Raw genomic sequence first — 16,392 nt, forward strand, 5'->3', positions numbered from 1 at the left:
TAACAACGATGAATTACTGCTAACTCTCAAATATCCTCGTCATCTTGACCTTGCACACCCTGGAGAATCCGCGATAGCTCACTCTTCTCATTAATCGTAATCCGAGTCGGAGAACCGCTGATAATCCGTTCGTAACCACGGAACGAATCTTTAATTTGTGGGCCTCTTTCAGTAATTGTGTATTCCCGAATTCCTTTATCGTGCCAGGAACCGCGCATCTTAAACACATTAATTGCCCGCGACATTTCTCCTCGAATCTCTACATACTGCAGCATAATAATCGTGTCAGTAATCGTAGAAATATGGGAGTCCGTAATCGAATTAGAACCCATAAACTGGTCGCTTGTATTCGTAAAAAAGCCAGTTATTTCTTCCTGCTTCGCAAAACCTGTCACTCCGATCACAAATTGCCTGAAAGCATTATTGCTGACACCCCTAGCTAAGGCCGACAGCGAGTCTATAGCAATTCTAGAAGGTTTGAACTCCGCAATTTCTGATTTAATAGTCTGCAAGTGGTCTTCCAAACCGGCAGATTCCGGGTAAGTACACAGCAGCTTCAGCATTCCTTTCTGTTCCATTTCCTCAAAATCAATGCCCCAAGAATAAGCATTGCGGAACAACTGAGCCCGCGACTCTTCATAGGCAAAAAGCAGCGCCCGATTGCCGTTCATACAAGCATTCTGCAAGAACTTGCTTACCAACAGCGTTTTGCCGGTTCCCGTTGCACCCGTAGCCAAAATAATCGAGTCTTTGAAGAAGCCGCCACCGCACATCTCGTCGAGAGTTTTATCGCCCGAAGAAACCCGCACGTTGGAAGACTTTTGAGTTAATCTCATCGCCCCTAATGGGAAAATATTAATTCCGTCATTAGTCATAGTAAAAGGATATTCGCCCTTCATATGAGTTGTACCGCGCAACTTCAAAATTTCGATGGTACGGCGGCGGCGTTCTCCTTCCAATACGTTACGAACAATCACCACATTATCCGACACAAACTCTTCCACTCCAAACCGAGCCACCGGGCCGTATTCTTCCACCCGTTCCGTCGTCATAACTGTAGTTGCTCCGACTTGTTTGAGGCGCGCAACTAAGCGAAAAATTTCTCGGCGCACCACCGATGCAGCATCGTACTGCTGAAATACGGCGGTAACAGAATCTATTGAAACCCGCTTGGCTTTGTACTTGCGAATGGCGTACTGAATTCGCTCGATTAAGGCTGATAAATCAAAATTTCCTACGATATCTTGACCTTCTGGATCGGGGGAAGCGTCCAAAATAAATAGCTTGCCTTCCTCGATTAACTGTGCCAGATCCCAACCGAAACTGCAAGCATTTTTAATAATATCTGTCGGAGATTCTTCAAAAGTTACGAAAACTCCAGCTTCGTCAAAATGGGTAATACCATTATAGAGAAATTGTACGGCAAATAAAGTTTTTCCCGTTCCTGATGTGCCACTGACTAGGGTGGTTCTGCCGATGGGCATTCCGCCGTGACTGATGTCATCGAAACCCTCAATCATCGTGCGAATTTTTTCAACTCCTGCCGTTACCAATCCTTCTCGTTTAACCGTTTGACTAATTTCATTCATGTCGATTTTTGTCAACTCTCAGTATTCTTTAGTTGTCACTCATTAACCGCCGATCATGAGTCTTTGTACCCAGCTTTTAGTTTTGGCTCTTGCTCAATAACTAATGACTGCTGAATGCTGACTAATGACCCCGCCCAAAAACCGATACCGTGCCACGTACTCCTGTCGTGGAAAGATAAAAATTTTAGACTTTTGTTCAACCTCCCAGATTCATCTGTTGAGTAAATCTAAAATCTAAAATCGTTCGACGCTCGCGCGACTCGACGCTTCGACGCTCGCGCGAGCCGAACGTTTCACGCCCAACCGAAGTCTCAAATCTAAAATCGAGTGACTCTTACCTGATTATCTTATGAATTCAGGTCTTCTTCGCGAAGTTCTTCATAGAGCAAATCTAATCCTATCAGAACTTTCTCACGATCGGACAAATCGCCAATAATTTTTCGCACCGGCGGCGGCAGAATTTTTGCCAGCGTCGGGGTTGCCAATATTTTGTCCTCTTCTGCTAGCTGAGGGTTTTTGAGAACATCTATGACTTTCAGCGCGTAGACACCTTGAAATTCTTGTTCTAGGATGTCCTTTAGGGTTTTCAAAGCTCGCACAGAGTTGGGAGTATTCCCCGCAACGTATAGCTTCAGAACGTAGGTTTTCTTCAGAGGACTCATGAACTTTTTTAAATGTTGAGTATTAGTTGTCAGATGTTAGTTGTAGTTGTTATTTGTCTTAAATCCGCTGTTCTTTGTTATTTTATAATAATTTCCGCCTCGCGCTCGCGCGGCCGTTTGTCGGCTCCTTTCTTTTTTGTTAGATTCTACCTTCTACCTTTTATTTCTTAAAATTATGCCGAATCCCTTCTACATTCTACCTTGAGAGGTCTCTTTCGGAATCGATCGCCGATACATCTCGCACATATGAGCGATCGCGTCAATCAGGGTCAAACGGTAATCAAGCAATATTTCCTCGCTGCGCCCTTCTAATTTTAGCTGTTTAGCAAACTCGTCCATCAATTCCATGTGAATTTCTACAATTTGAGTCACGGGAACGTCAGCAAAAAAAGCCAAATTCACAAATTCATCTATTTGATTGTTGACTGCAGCATCTTGAGAAAAATAATTCAAAACGATGTCGCGATAACTTGACTTGAGTTGCTCCAAAAACTTTTGCTTCTCTGGGCCAGACAGATTTCTCAAAAAAATCTGGGAATTTCTTTTATAATACACACCTAAGTATCCTAATCGCTCCCGTAATTTTTCCGCCAGCCGCCGCTGCTGTCGGCTGAGTAAACTTTGAGCAGTCAATTGGGCTGTCGCATCGACCGTTACGGATTGGTAATTGACAGGAACCGGAGTTGAAAGTTTCAGAAATTGTGCGATCGCCCGATCGATACCGGCAGCTATTTCGCTCGCTCGCTCGATTGCCAGTTGCACCTCAGCAGGGTGATAAAAAAAAGCACAGCTTTCGTCTTGACTCTTGTTGGCGGTACTGGCTGCGGCCTCAAAACCATCTGAATAGGGTGCTTCGGGTCTTCCATCTACGTGCGCGTGAGCCGAAAAAATCACAGCAGGCAAAAAGATCGATCGTTCTTGCAGCTTGCCCAGAAGCGATCGCAGATCCCCATCCACCTCCAAAACCAAACAATCAAGGTGATAATTGTGCTTAAGGAACCCCAAAAGCTCCACTGCCGACTTAATGTGCGTTAAAGCATAGCGTTCGCCTCTCAAAAGCTCGATCGCAGAGGCTGCGATTTCCTCAGAGCGGACAAAAATACCGATAGACAGTTGAGGAAGCAAAGCTGTAGGTGCACCACCTAAGTTGCCTGAAAGTGCTGGGTCGCTCAGAGTTGATATCTCCTTTACAAAAAACTTAACATTTTAACAATCATCTCAACATTTATTTTAACCAATCTTAACCGCAAAATAAGTGATGCGCTTCTAGCACAGGAAGAATCAAACTGTACTCCTTGCTGTTTGTGTCAAGCACCCGGAGCGTGATTTCTGCAATTAAGCTTAAGCCTTAAAATAATTGCTAGTCGCCTCAAATCAGGCGTAGGCATCGAACTCCCCGGTCTCGGTGCGGATACCGAGCCTGATAGCGAACTGATATAAAACAAATAAGATACAGAAATTCGCAGCTACATTGAGCATCAAAAATATTACTGCTCTCGCGAGCAGACTCTCAGGTTTGTTATGCCAGTCACCACCCCCAGTCTCAAAAATTTTATAGAGCCAGTGCCGCTGTGCCTCCAAACGGCTGCGCTAGCATCGCTGCAGTCAATTTTCAGATCCTGCAACTGCGATCGAGTCGCAGTAGTCAACGAACAGTTACAGCCGCTGGGATTAGTGTACCTCCGCAGCCTTTGGGCTTGGGGAGCAGATCGCACAAAAGACGGGCTGCAACCTTTGTCAGAAAGCCCGATCGCGATCGAACCAGTCAGGGCATTACCCGCCGCTATGAGCGTCAGCGAATTCTGGGAGTACCTGCAAACAGAGGAACTGAACACCCCAGCCAGGTCAAACCGCCAAACCGCCGGCATTTCATCAAACAACCCGATCGCCGTCACAGATGCCAGCGGTCAATTTTTAGGAATGCTAGACAGCCTGAGCCTGCTGCAATTCGCCGCACTCAACAGCAGCTCGCTCTGCAGCCTCACAGAGCAGGCAACAGCCGTCAAAGAAATCGAATTAAGCCCGGCTTCCGAAGCCATCGCCACAGCCCTAGACGCTCAAGTGCGCTTTCTAGAAGCAGGATTGAAACCTTCGGAAAACCTGAACTCCCTAGTTGAACTGTTGGAAAAACTGCCCCTGCCCCTGAGATTGCAAACCCCTACCGCACAAATAGTCAGCCAAAACGCAGCGTGGCGGATTTTGCTGGGAGCAGGCCCAGAACCAGTTCCAGAACCAGCAGCAAATTTGGGTAAACACTCGCCCCGCAAACCAAGCCATTTAACAAGCGAATACAATAGCGTGCAGTTAGAGGCCATCACCAAAGACTGCAGGAGCCTAGTAGGAGCAAGTAGATCCGACGATTCCCTGCGGGATAGCTTCGCCGCGCGTGATTCAACCGCAGCCACCAGTTGCCCGCTGCCCTTGTACGCTGCTGCCTCCCCCTCAACCTTAACCGCTCCAGCTTGGTGCCCCACCGCCGGCAAACCAGACACCTACATTTGCGACTGCCCCGTACAAAAAGGTCAAGAACGGATCTGGCAATTTGTCAAACAGCCACTCTCAGACAAGCTAATTTTAGTAATGGGACAAGATGTCACCGAAGAACATTTAGTCGCCAAAGAACTAGCAGCGAAAAACGCAGATTTAATCCACCTCAACCGACTAAAAGACGAATTTTTATCCTGCATCAGCCACGAACTAAAAACCCCGCTCACCGCCGTCCTCGGTTTGTCCAGCCTCCTCAAAGATAAATTGATCGGAGAACTCAACGATCGCCAAACACGCTACGCCAAACTAATCCATAAAAGTGGGCGGCATTTGATGACAATAGTTAACGATATATTAGACTTGACCCGGATGGAAACCGGGCAGCTAGAACTAATTCCCGAAGCAGTCGAAATAGCATCAACCTGCCAAAGAGCCTTTGAACAAGCAAAACAACTGCAACAGCAAGAAGAAAAAAAACCTCCCGACGCGAGCCAAACGGACGGTACAGCCAACGCAGAACCCTCGGCCCAAATAGAATTTACACTCGAAATAGAACCGGGACTGATCCAATTAATTGCCGATGAACTGCGACTGCGGCAAATGCTGGTTAACCTCCTTTCCAACGCCCTAAAATTCACCGAACTCGGCGGCAAAATCGGATTGAAAGTAAATGTTTGGGAAGGCTGGATCGCATTCACAGTTTGGGACACTGGCATCGGCATCCCCGCCGACAAACAGCACCTAATCTTTCAGAAATTCCAACAGCTAGAAAGCCCCCTCACCAGGCGCTTTCAAGGAACCGGACTGGGACTGGTACTAACTCAACGCCTAGCTCGGCTCCACGGCGGAGACGTTTCGTTTATTTCCTCAGAAAACCAAGGCTCTCAATTTACCCTGCTGCTGCCACCAACTCCTCCGGGAAACAACAGTGAAGAAGTCTCGACACCGGGAACCGCTGAGGAAGAATTATTAAAACCCCAATATCCGATTCTGACCGCCCATTCTCGCTCTCGTTTAGTATTAATAGTCGAAGCAGTTCCCAAATATATCGAAGATTTAACCAACGTCATCTCAGGTTTGGGCTACCAAGTAATAGTCGCCCGTTCCGGCACCGAAGCGCTGGAAAAATCTCGCAGGTTCAGTCCCGAAGCGATTTTCCTCAACCCGCTGCTGCCACTGCTGTCGGGTTGGGACGTGCTGACGCTGCTCAAGAGTGACCCGGATACCCGATCGATTCCGGCGATCGTCACGGCCACCAGAGGCGAAAAAGAACGGGCCAGCGTCAACCGAGCCGAAGGCTTTTTGAGCTTGCCGGTGGAAGAACCCGCTTTGCGGCGGCTGCTGGCAGACTTGATCGGTCACAGTAATGCTAGTAGCGCCAAAGTAAGGAGTTCTTTAACCGTTTTGTGGCTCAGCCCGCAAAACAGTTCGTCTCAAGGTTCCGCTTTACTGCTCAACCCCAACTACTGCCGGGTTTTAGAAGCAGACGACCTCGGCCAAGCAGAACTCGTGGCCAGAATTTGGCGCCCCGACGCGATCGTCTTGGATGGTACAAGTCAACTGCAAAACCCCTTAGCTTTTATCGAACAGTTAAGTCGGTCTCGAAATTTGGGTTCTCTCCCCTTAGTGACTTTAGACCCTCCAACTACGCAACTGGCAAATCAAGTCAAAGGATTGTCGGTATTTCCCTGTTTAGCCACTAGCAGTCCCGACGACGGTGAAACTTCACCAACCGGGTTAATGCCAAGTGCTTTGTGGCAAGTGATTCAAGTTGCTGCTGGCATGAGTTGGAAGCCCAGCATTTTATTGGCCGACATTTCGACTTTACCCGATTTGCACTCCTCTTCTGGGGGGAAGCCGACGGAAGAATTGGAACATTGCGATCGATCGACAAATGCCGAGATTCCCCTCCCCAATTCCCAGTTTTCTACTCCCAACTTTCAAGCTTTGATTCAGTACATCCACACCGCAGGATTTCGAGGGTCGATCGCTCCCTGTTGGACAGAAGTTTTGCAGCAGTTGCAATATCAAAGCGTTGACTTAGTTTTGCTGTGCTTACGGGATGCCCCCTCAGAATCAACCGCTATGCTGCAGGCGCTATCGAACCTGCGCCAAATGGCAGTAAAACTGCCCATTTTAGTCTGGGATTATCGCTCGGCTGTAAATTCGGAATCCGAGGCGATCGACTTTCTGCTGCAAGAAGTATCTGCCAAAATTTTGCCTTCATCCCTATCGGCAGCACAATTGTTAGACAAAATTAAACAGGCTTTATTAACTCACTCAAATTCCTGAAAATGAAGAAATTACTAGGTTTGTAGTGAGTAATTTACTCCTCTCTAAGCCAGTAAAAATTAACTATTATTTCTGAGGTAAAACAGAATTTTGTAACTCTTTAACTGTCAACCGCGCAGCGGTATTTATTAACTCACTCAAGTTGCTGACAATGAAGAATTTACCCGGTTTGTATAGAGGACTGAAGTCCTCTATAAAGCAGTCAAGAAAAACTGTTATTCTTAATTCAAAACAGAATTGGAAAAGTATTTAAATGAAAACCCAAAAGTGTTGCGAGTCAAGAAGCAATATCAAAACTCAAAAATATGAGTTATTATAGGCGATCGAGAAACCCTTATATTTTTTTCTGGGGCTGTACAGTGCCTAATCGCATTCCTTTAATATCTCTGCTACTCGCACTCGGTTTGGGGGCAATGCCCGAGCCTGCTGCCTGTCAGGCACTCCTGCCTTACACCCTGCAAATCGACTCAGCCCAACTCGAACAAACAGCCTTGAGCCTTGCAGAAGAAGCCGTCCAGCTAGCCAGACTCCAGCAGTACCAACTAGCGGTACCCAGAGCCGAACTCGCCACACAGTTAGCCCCCAAAAATGCTCAAACTTGGACTTTGTTAGGCAGCTTGTACCTTCAAGTAGAGCAGTTTGACAAAGGCATTGAAGCTTTGGGGCAAGCTCAATCTCTGTCGCCAGAAAATCCATCAATTAAATTTGTCTTGGGAGAAGCTCACTTTCGGAAATCGAACTACGAGAAAGCAGTCGAATATTTGCAAGCAGGATTAAAACTAAAACCAGACACTCCGGGTGCATTATTTGATTTAGGCAATGCTTTTTATAAGCTGAAGCGGTTTGATCAGGCGATCGCCCAATACGAAAAAGCTTTTGCTTTAGAAAAAAACCTGTGGCCGGCTATTAACAATATCGGATTAGTCAAATACGAAATGGGAGATGTTGATAGCGCCATCAAACGCTGGGAACAGGCGATCGTGATCGACGACAAAGCAGCCGAATCAATGCTAGCTCTAGCAGTAGCATTCTACGGCAAAGGTGACAAAGCAAAAGGATTAGCGATGGGAGAAGCTGCTCTGAAACTCGACAAACGCTATGCTACCGTAGAATATCTCAAAGAAAACCTCTGGGGCGATCGTTTAATCGCAGATACCCAAAAGTTGCTAGCCACTCCTGAAATGAAAGCAGCACTGGCTAAAATTCAAGACGCCCCACCCCCTCCCCAAATGTAGCGGGAGCCCAAAGTAGTTGTCATTCTGAGCGTAGCGAAGAATCTCGCCCGATGCTTCGCTACACTGCGTTCCACTTAGCACAAGATATCCTGATCAACTTACTTCGACTGCCCCCAGTGTTTTGAGCATCGCAACAGTCGCCTCAGTTAAACCTTTAACACCTGTAATATTCATTCCTTCATAAGGTTTGGGAACAGGCAAGGTTTTGATACACTCACCCGTTACTGCATCCCAAAGCTTAATCGTCTCATCTTGGCTGGCACTGGCTAGAATTTGATCATCTGGACTAAAAGCAACCGACCACACCCAATTGTCGTGTCCCCGCAGAACTTGCAAGCACTCATTCGTGCTAACATCCCACACTCGTACAGTTTGGTCATGACCGCCACTCGCCAAGTGTGTACCATCAGGACTGAAGATTACCGATGAAACAATACCGTCATGTCCCTCCAGGCTGGTCAGATATTCTCCGGTATTGATATCCCAAAAATTGATACTACCGTCACTGTTGCTGCTTGCCAAGATATTACCGTCAGGGCTAAAGGCCACAGACCAAACCCAACCGCTATTTCCCATCAAAGTGCTTAAGACTTTCCCTGTACTGACATCCCATAACTTCACCGTTTTATCGGTACTTGCAGAAGCCTGGATATCACCTGAAGGACTAAAAGCAATTCCCATCACCCAACTCTCATGCTCAGTAAAAGTATAAAGACATTGCCCTGTGCTAATATCCCATAGTTTGATAGTCTGATCCTCACTGAAACTTGCCAATGTCTTACCGTCGGGACTGATGGCAACTCCCCAAACCCAAGCAGAATGACCCTCTAAACTTTTTAGACATTCACCGATCGCAGTATCCCATAACCTGACACGAGTGTCAGAGAATCCACTCGCCAACAAGTCTCCATTCGGACTGAAGGCAATGGATTTCAATCGATTAGTATGTCCATCCTGTATGCTTTTAAGACACTTCCCGGTTTTGATATTCCATAATCTCACGGCGCGATCGCTACTGGCTAAAGTTTGGCCATCGGGCGAAAAAACTACCGAATTTACTGGATTGCTTTGCCCCAATACTGTTTTCAGACAATGACCTGTTTTAACATCCCACACTCTCACCGTACAGTCTTCACCAGTGCTAGCTAAAATTTTGCCATCTGGACGAAACGCGACAGATGAAACTCGACTGGTGTGTGCTTGCAGTGTTTTTAGACACTTACCCAATGCCACCTCCCACAATCTCACGGTGCTGTCTTCGCTGCAACTTGCTAAAATCTGACCGTCAGGACTAAAGGCAACACACACCACTATTTGTGAATGTCCAGAGCAAATCCTCAAGACTTCACCCGTGCTAATATCCCAGATGCGAATCAAAGTATCATGACCACTACAGGCTACAGTTTTACCATCTAAACTAAAAGCCACCGATCGAATTTGACGACAGTCACTCTCAAACATTTTCAGGCATTGTCCCGTAGCAACATCCCACAGTTTAACTATTCCGTCATCACCGCCACTCGCTAAAATCTTACCTTGAGGACTGAATGCGATCGACCAAGCCTGACTTTTGTGTGCTGGCAAAGTTAGCAAACATCGTCCATTACTCCAATCCCAAAAACGCACAGTTCCATCACTGATGCCACTAGCAAGCATCTTGCCATCAGGACTGAAAGCAACTTCCAGCACACTGCTAGTATTTCCCTGCAATATTTGACTAATCGACCAATTCCTAACATCCCAGCAACAAATCGTGCCGTTACTATTGCCAGTAGCAAGAGTTTTTCCATCTGGACTAAAAGCGACTGATAACACGATGCTGCCGTATTCTTTGCTAGTTCTCAACAGCCTATATTCTGGCATTTGCCACAAGTGAACCTCACTATTCGTATCGCCCATTGCCAAAAGTTTTCCATCCGGGCTAAAAGCGATTGACAAACCACTTCCCAGAACGTCAGCGAAAACAGAATTAGTTAAATCAGCCCCAGCCAAGTTGACACCATGCAAATTCGTATCGGGTAAATAAGCTTGCCAAACGGTCAAGTTAGAAAAATCCCAACCGCTTAAATCAGTCTGCATCTGACGCAATAAATTTATAATATTACCGGCAGCATAGCCAGTTTCTATTGCTGGTTTACCGCGCAGTGATGAGAGAATGGGTTTGAGTTGGTTTTCGAGGAATTGCTGGCATTCAAAAGTAAAAAACAGACGATCTGCAATAGGTTTAAGGATAAGACGAGCTTGCGTATCTCTAAGGTATTCTTTAGCTGTAGCTTTGAGAAGAGCATGGCTTCTGAGAAGGTCAATTTCGCTGCTGGTTATCTCAGTGCAAACTTTTTGGATTAATCGTTCCGTCATGTATTCCATGACGACGGGTTGTTGAGTGTAGCCGTATGAGGTTTTTTCGATGAGAGAACGTCTAACGAGAGAACCTAAAACTTCTAGTAATTCTGTGACCGTTAATTTTGAAACTAAATCTTGTTGTAACTCTCTCAGCGATACTGGCTCCCGCTCGATCGCCAACCAGTACATCACCTTTTTTTCTACATCTGATAAACGATTGAATTGTCGCTCTAATAGGTTCCGAATATCATCAAATACTAAAGTTCCTTGATTTAAAAGTTCTAAAAATATGGTCAGGCTACTCTCAAAAAACTCGCGAATGGCTGGAGCGATCATTTTTAATGCTAGGGGATTTCCCGCATAGTGGGATATCAAAATATTCCATTCGGAGTCTAACCCTTGAAAAGAACCGATGCGTTGAAAAATCTCCCGTGCTTTTGGGGTTGTTAAACCTGTCAGTTGTAATGAACGAACAGGCAAAGTTTCGCCTTCTTGAGCAGCTAAATCGATCGGTTTTTCTCGACTGGTTAGTAGCAAGGTACTTTTATGGTTGATTTCGGCTACACATCGCAGAAGTTGACCGTATCCTTCATATCCCTTTCTATAACAACCCGTGCGTTCTTCTTCCTGTAGAATAGACTCGACGTTATCTAATATTAAAAGACACCGATGCTGTCGCAGATAGTGCATCAGGCGCGAGATTCCAGCATCCACAGTTTCCGGTAAGTTTGTTTCCTGTTGGTTCGAGAGAACTTGAATCAATTCTACCAATAAGTCGAGTATTAATGGAGCATTGCGGAGACTGTGCCAGATAATATAATCAAATTGTTCTTGGATGCGTTCTGCTACCTTAATAGAGAGAGAGGTTTTGCCAATTCCACCCATCCCCAACAGCGTTACTAGGCGGCAGCGATCGACGATCAGCCACTTTTCTAATAAAGCTATTTCCTCTGCACGTCCGTAGAAAATAGAAACATCAATTGCCTCTCCCCAATTAATCGATTTGTTGAGTTTTGTTACGTCAGTTGTAACTCGATCGGCGATCGTACTACTCCGATCGATTTGTTGGTTGATATTGTGACTAATTTGGCTATTTGGTAGTGCGACGGTTACTTGTGCCTGTTGCGCTTTCCGTCGCATAATTGACTGAACATTACTCTTGGTGACTTTTTCTCCGAATAGCTGACTGAGAACTTTCCATAACTGAAAGCCAACAAACTTAATATATTCGGCATCATAACCAGCGCTTTTGGCAATCTCTGGATAAGAGTGTCCTTCCCAAGACTGCCGCAATACCAGTATGTGAATATCGTTGAGATGCTCTTGTTTGAGAACTGAGTCGAGGAAAAGCAGTGCTTCGTCGATCGTCATTTATTTAAAATTACCCGGTGTGTTAGCGCAAGGCTCGTGGTTCCTGTCCCAATTGCAGGCCTTTAAGCAATTATACTTAAAAATTCGGTATAGTTTGCAGCCACGATATAACTATTTATAACTTTTACTCACAGACACCGCTGCCGCATCCGGGTTATTACTGAATCAAGGTAGATTTAAGCAGTTAATTTCAATCTTAAGAGGGTGCGATCGCAAGTTTCACAAACACACCAAAAAAGCGAATCTAGTTAACCATTGTTGATTTAGTTTACTCCTAAGTTAGAGATTTATTGAACTTAGATTGATTCAATAATTTATTAGGGTATCCTCGACCTATTCGCAAGCAAACCTTTTTTAAAAAAGGAGAAATTAAATGCCAAGGCAGTTGTTGAATACAACAGAAGAATCAGAGTTTTTGACTAAGATAAAAAAAGAATGTGATTTGGTAATGAAAGGGGGTGTGACGAGCGGAATTGTTTATCCTCCGATTGTCCTAAAGCTGGCGAAAGAGTATCGGTTTCGTAGTATTGGAGGCACTTCTGCAGGAGCGATCGCCGCAGCAGTTACAGCAGCAGCAGAATACGGACGGGACACGGGAGGCTTTACAAAGCTCAAGGAGATCAGCGACCAACTTAGTCAAGAAAACTTCTTACGCAACCTATTTCAACCTTCCGAAGAAACCCAACCCTTAATGGATACCCTGTATGCTGTTTTAATCGAGAGTAAAAAACCAGAGGAAGAGGAAACGGAAAAAACAAACCATGAAAAGCCTAGTCCGCTGCAAAAATTCTTGGGCTTTTTCCAATTTGCTCGATTTCTTCGCGAAACTTTTCGATCTAAACACCAGAGGGTATTCGCACTCGGAGCGCGTAGAGGATTGGTCATCGGTTTAATCCTGGCGTTGTTCTTATCAGGGTTCTCTTTTGTAGTATTTTTTTTAGTGGCTCAGTTTACGGGTGATAGTTTAAGCGGAGGGAGTTTTATTATACTCCTGCTGCTATTGAGCGTATCATTTGCTTGGATAGGGCAGTGGATTGGTAGTTTGGGTGTTGGCGTCTACGATTTGTACGGCATCCTCACTGAAAAAGTGCCGAATAACTTTTTTGGAATGTGCAGTGGGCGAAAAAACAATCCCACATCTAAAGATCCGGAAGCGCTGACCGATTGGCTGACTGCCAAAATCAACTATGTTGCCGGAATCGATGAAAACGGTGAGCCACTTACCTTTGGCAAGCTAAAGCAAAAGCAAAAGCCCATTGACCTCAAGCTGGTGACATCTAACCTGAGTCACAATCAACCCTATCTACTGCCTTTCAAAAACCACGCTTTTATTTTTAATAAGGAAGAGTTTTCCAAGCTATTCCCGTCGAACGTCGTAGAATATATGACGCGATGTGCTTACCGAAGCAAAAGCGTGGAGTTGCCTGAAGGTTTTCATTTCTTGCCTGAAGCGGACAATTTGCCAGTGGTAGTCGCGATGCGGATGAGCCTCAGCTTTCCTATATTAATCGGTGCAGTTCCTCTCTACACAATTAATGGCGCTGCTTTCCAAGGCAAAAAAAAGCTCGATCTTACCAAGGAAAAGGATTGGAAACAGTATTCGCAACTGAACTGGTTTAGTGACGGAGGCATCTCTAGCAACTTTCCGATCCACCTTTTTGATGAGTGGTTGCCAAGCCGCCCGACTTTTGGAATTAACCTTACCTCGCTGCCACCCAACGCATTTAAGAAGGACGAAAATAAGACTCAGATACAGGCAGATGCTGTCAGCGTCGTTACCAATCCAGATACAGAAAACCTTGGCCGGCAATTAGATACGTTGGATGGGGATAGAGATGAACTCTATAAATCAATTTACCTTTCCAAGGCAAACGATCCCCCTGTTCAGGTGTGGGCAGAAATTTCCAAGTTGAGCGATTTTATCCGGGCAATTTGGTTAACAGCGCAAAACTACCGCGACAACACCCAATCCATGCTGCCAAGTTACAGGGAACGGGTGGTGCAGGTTCGTTTAGATAAAGCTGAAGGTGGACTGAATTTGTCTATGGACAAGAAAATTATCAAGCGAGTGATGGAAAAGGGGGAGATAGCTGGAGAAAAAATAGTAAATGATTTTAAGTTGGAACATCATCAATGGGTGCGTTTTCAGGTACTGATGGGATTACTGGAGACTGAACTGACAAAGGTGGAACAGGTGCTGCGAGACAAGAGTTTAGATTGCCAGAAGCTGGCCCAAGAGCAGCAGGATAAAAATGAGCAGCATAAGAATGATAAATATCCCTACCCTCGCTCCGAGGCTTGGTGCGACGAAGCATTGGCTCGCGTCAAATACATTCAGGATTTTGTGAAAGGTTGGGGTGATGTGTCTCTTATTGACGAAGAAACTCCACGCCCCGATCCTGTACTACGAGTGACACCAGAACTGTAGGAGGCAAGAAAATGCAATTGTGGCATCCACTCCATTTAATCCCCAGTGGTTTAACTGATTGGCTAGTATTGGGACTGTTGGTTGCTCTCACTTTGGGATTAGCCCCAAAGACAAACCACCCATCGCTTACAACCAAACAAGCTCCCCGGGGTATACTTTCTTTTGAATTTGCAGGCAATGAGAAGACAGCTAGCGCGATGATTGTCTCCTGGCAGGAGAAGGGGGCATACGACGATGCTTTAAGCAGTCTGTACTGGGATAATTTCTTTCTACTGGCTTATTCAACGGCGATCGCTTTAGGCTGTATGATGGCTGCTGATAGTCTGCACGCGCCTGGAACTTTGGAGTACAACTTAGCGATTCTACTGGCTTGGGCGCAATGGCTAGCAGCGCTACTAGATCTAACAGAAAATTTCGCGCTTGAGAAAATGCTTCGTGGCGCTGTAAAAAGTCCCTGGCCTCAGATCGCTTGGTGGTGTGCTATACCCAAGTTCATCATCATTGTTGCAGGGATTGGCTATGTAGTGATCCAGTCATTATCGGGATCTTTGCTCTCCTAAAAACCTATTGATTTCAGTAGGGATGGTTTAGCCAGTAAAAAACACAAGCCAATGGCAAATTTGCCATTGGCTTTTGGACGATCGCCACTTAGAAACGATATACATTTAGTCTATATTTCTGACAACCCTCATCCGCACTAATTCACCTATGACATCCACCGCCACGATCGCCACCCCTCTAACCTGGACAGAATTAGAAGCCCTCACAGACTTTGAAGTCGATCGCACAAACGGCCCCACCAACGCCCAAGCCCGCTTGCGCCTCTTTGGTAAAACCGAATCCGATGTGCGAGTCACCCTGTACCGCGATAACCATGCTTGGTGTCCCTACTGCCAAAAAATCTGGCTGTGGCTGGAAGAAAAACAAATCCCCTACCGTATTGACAAAGTTACAATGTTCTGCTATGGGGAAAAAGAAAGCTGGTACAAGCGCAAAGTGCCATCGGGAATGCTACCGGCGATCGAACTAGACGGCCGCATCATCACCGAAAGCGATGACATCTTAATCGCGCTGGAACGAGTCTATGGCCCCTTGGGTTTGGGCATGGAAAACCCCGCAGTAATACCCATGCGGCGGCTAGAACGACTGCTGTTTAGGGCCTGGTGTTCTTGGCTGTGCTACCCAGCAAGTTCAGCCAAAGTAGAACAGCACAACCGCAACCAATTTATCAGCGTCGTCGCCCAAGTAGAAAAGGCTCTGGCTAGCACCCCCGGGCCTTATTTCCTCGATGAATTTGGCACTGCGGATGTCATCTTTACGCCTTACGTGGAACGGATGAATGCCAGTCTTTACTACTACAAAGGCTACTCGATGCGGGAAGAAAACCCGCGCTTTGCTGACTGGTTTGCGGCGATGGAAACCCGCCCCACCTATCGCGGCACTCAGAGCGATTTTCACACTCACGTCCACGATTTACCGCCTCAGATGGGCGGGTGTTATGAAAACGGCGAACCTCAGATGCTAGTCAATAAAGCCCGCGTGGATAATGGGCCTTGGGCGGGACTGCCGGATGTTATGTATCCAGAACCGGAAACCTCCCGCGCTGAAGCACTTCACCGCGTCATTAAGCACCAGCGCAACATCGTTCGAGTCAATCCTGCTGATGACAAGTTATTCGATGAGGCTTTGCGTTGTGCTTTAACTTTGATGATGACTGGCGAAGTTTGTACGCCGCCGGCTGGTTCTGATGCGGCTTTGCGGTATTTGCGCGATCGGGTGAATGTGCCCCGTGATATGTCCATCTACGCGGCCAAGCGATTGAGGGAAGCGTTGGAGGAAACGGCGGCTTTGGTGGGTGATGGCCAAGGTTCTCCGATTCTGCTGAAGCATCGGCGAGATCAAGATCCGGCTAATTTTGTGTAGGGGGCGTCTGGTGGATTTGCTCAAAGGTTTCTACAAACACGACATTACCAATTTGTAAGGTA

At 46.2% G+C, this 16,392-nt stretch carries 9 protein-coding genes; 5 read left to right on the plus strand and 4 right to left on the minus strand.

All coding sequences use genetic code 11. The features are described 5' to 3' along the window. Nucleotides 1-26 precede the first annotated feature (26 nt). From kaiC to QUB08_RS11270, 3 genes are all read right to left on the minus strand, one after another. Entirely contained in the window at nucleotides 27-1,589 is a 1,563-nt protein-coding gene (gene kaiC / locus QUB08_RS11260) for a circadian clock protein KaiC (protein WP_333056794.1), read from the minus strand. Nucleotides 1,590-1,936: 347 nt separating this feature from the next. Beyond that, nucleotides 1,937-2,251 carry a circadian clock protein KaiB gene (gene kaiB, locus QUB08_RS11265; protein WP_006632119.1) on the minus strand — a complete coding sequence of 105 codons (315 nt, stop codon included), beginning with the start codon at nucleotides 2,249-2,251 and terminating at the stop codon, nucleotides 1,937-1,939. A 189-nt stretch (nucleotides 2,252-2,440) separates the two neighbouring features. Then, nucleotides 2,441-3,376: a circadian clock protein KaiA gene (locus QUB08_RS11270; protein WP_333224805.1), complete on the minus strand. Its 936-nt coding sequence runs from the start codon at nucleotides 3,374-3,376 to the stop codon at nucleotides 2,441-2,443. Nucleotides 3,377-3,772: 396 nt separating this feature from the next. On the opposite strand from QUB08_RS11270, the gene QUB08_RS11275 reads away from it, so the two are divergent. Next, nucleotides 3,773-7,030 (plus strand): ATP-binding protein, encoded by a 3,258-nt coding sequence (locus QUB08_RS11275; RefSeq protein WP_333224806.1) that lies wholly within the window; start codon nucleotides 3,773-3,775, stop codon nucleotides 7,028-7,030. 359 nt (nucleotides 7,031-7,389) lie between these two features. After that, entirely contained in the window at nucleotides 7,390-8,265 is an 876-nt protein-coding gene (locus QUB08_RS11280) for a tetratricopeptide repeat protein (protein ID WP_445300912.1), read from the plus strand. Nucleotides 8,266-8,358: 93 nt separating this feature from the next. Here QUB08_RS11280 and QUB08_RS11285 read toward each other — a convergent pair whose 3' ends face one another. Next, a complete protein-coding gene (locus QUB08_RS11285; protein WP_333224808.1) occupies nucleotides 8,359-11,979 on the minus strand; it encodes a WD40 domain-containing protein in 3,621 nt (1,206 codons plus the stop codon). A gap of 373 nt (nucleotides 11,980-12,352) precedes the next feature. Here QUB08_RS11285 and QUB08_RS32145 point away from each other — a divergent pair, with 373 nt between their 5' ends. The 3 genes from QUB08_RS32145 to QUB08_RS11300 all read left to right on the plus strand — a co-directional run bounded on the left by QUB08_RS32145 (nucleotide 12,353) and on the right by QUB08_RS11300 (nucleotide 16,330). Next, entirely contained in the window at nucleotides 12,353-14,407 is a 2,055-nt protein-coding gene (locus QUB08_RS32145) for a patatin-like phospholipase family protein (RefSeq protein ID WP_445300910.1), read from the plus strand. A gap of 11 nt (nucleotides 14,408-14,418) precedes the next feature. Next, nucleotides 14,419-14,967, plus strand: a complete 549-nt coding sequence (locus tag QUB08_RS11295) for a hypothetical protein (protein WP_333224809.1) — start codon at nucleotides 14,419-14,421, stop codon at nucleotides 14,965-14,967. A 148-nt stretch (nucleotides 14,968-15,115) separates the two neighbouring features. Then, nucleotides 15,116-16,330: a glutathione S-transferase family protein gene (locus tag QUB08_RS11300; protein WP_333224810.1), complete on the plus strand. Its 1,215-nt coding sequence runs from the start codon at nucleotides 15,116-15,118 to the stop codon at nucleotides 16,328-16,330. Nucleotides 16,331-16,392: the final 62 nt, after the last annotated feature.

It is taken from the genome of Microcoleus sp. BR0-C5 (assembly GCF_036705045.1).
Lineage (GTDB): Bacteria > Cyanobacteriota > Cyanobacteriia > Cyanobacteriales > Microcoleaceae > Microcoleus.

Coding starts and splice junctions, on each gene's coding strand:
- kaiC (WP_333056794.1), bottom strand. CDS start 1,589: ATGAATGAAATTAGTCAAACGGTTAAACGAGAAGGATTGGTAACGGCA.
- kaiB (WP_006632119.1), bottom strand. CDS start 2,251: ATGAGTCCTCTGAAGAAAACCTACGTTCTGAAGCTATACGTTGCGGGG.
- QUB08_RS11275 (WP_333224806.1), top strand. CDS start 3,773: ATGCCAGTCACCACCCCCAGTCTCAAAAATTTTATAGAGCCAGTGCCG.
- QUB08_RS11285 (WP_333224808.1), bottom strand. CDS start 11,979: ATGACGATCGACGAAGCACTGCTTTTCCTCGACTCAGTTCTCAAACAA.
- QUB08_RS32145 (WP_445300910.1), top strand. CDS start 12,353: ATGCCAAGGCAGTTGTTGAATACAACAGAAGAATCAGAGTTTTTGACT.
- QUB08_RS11295 (WP_333224809.1), top strand. CDS start 14,419: ATGCAATTGTGGCATCCACTCCATTTAATCCCCAGTGGTTTAACTGAT.
- QUB08_RS11300 (WP_333224810.1), top strand. CDS start 15,116: ATGACATCCACCGCCACGATCGCCACCCCTCTAACCTGGACAGAATTA.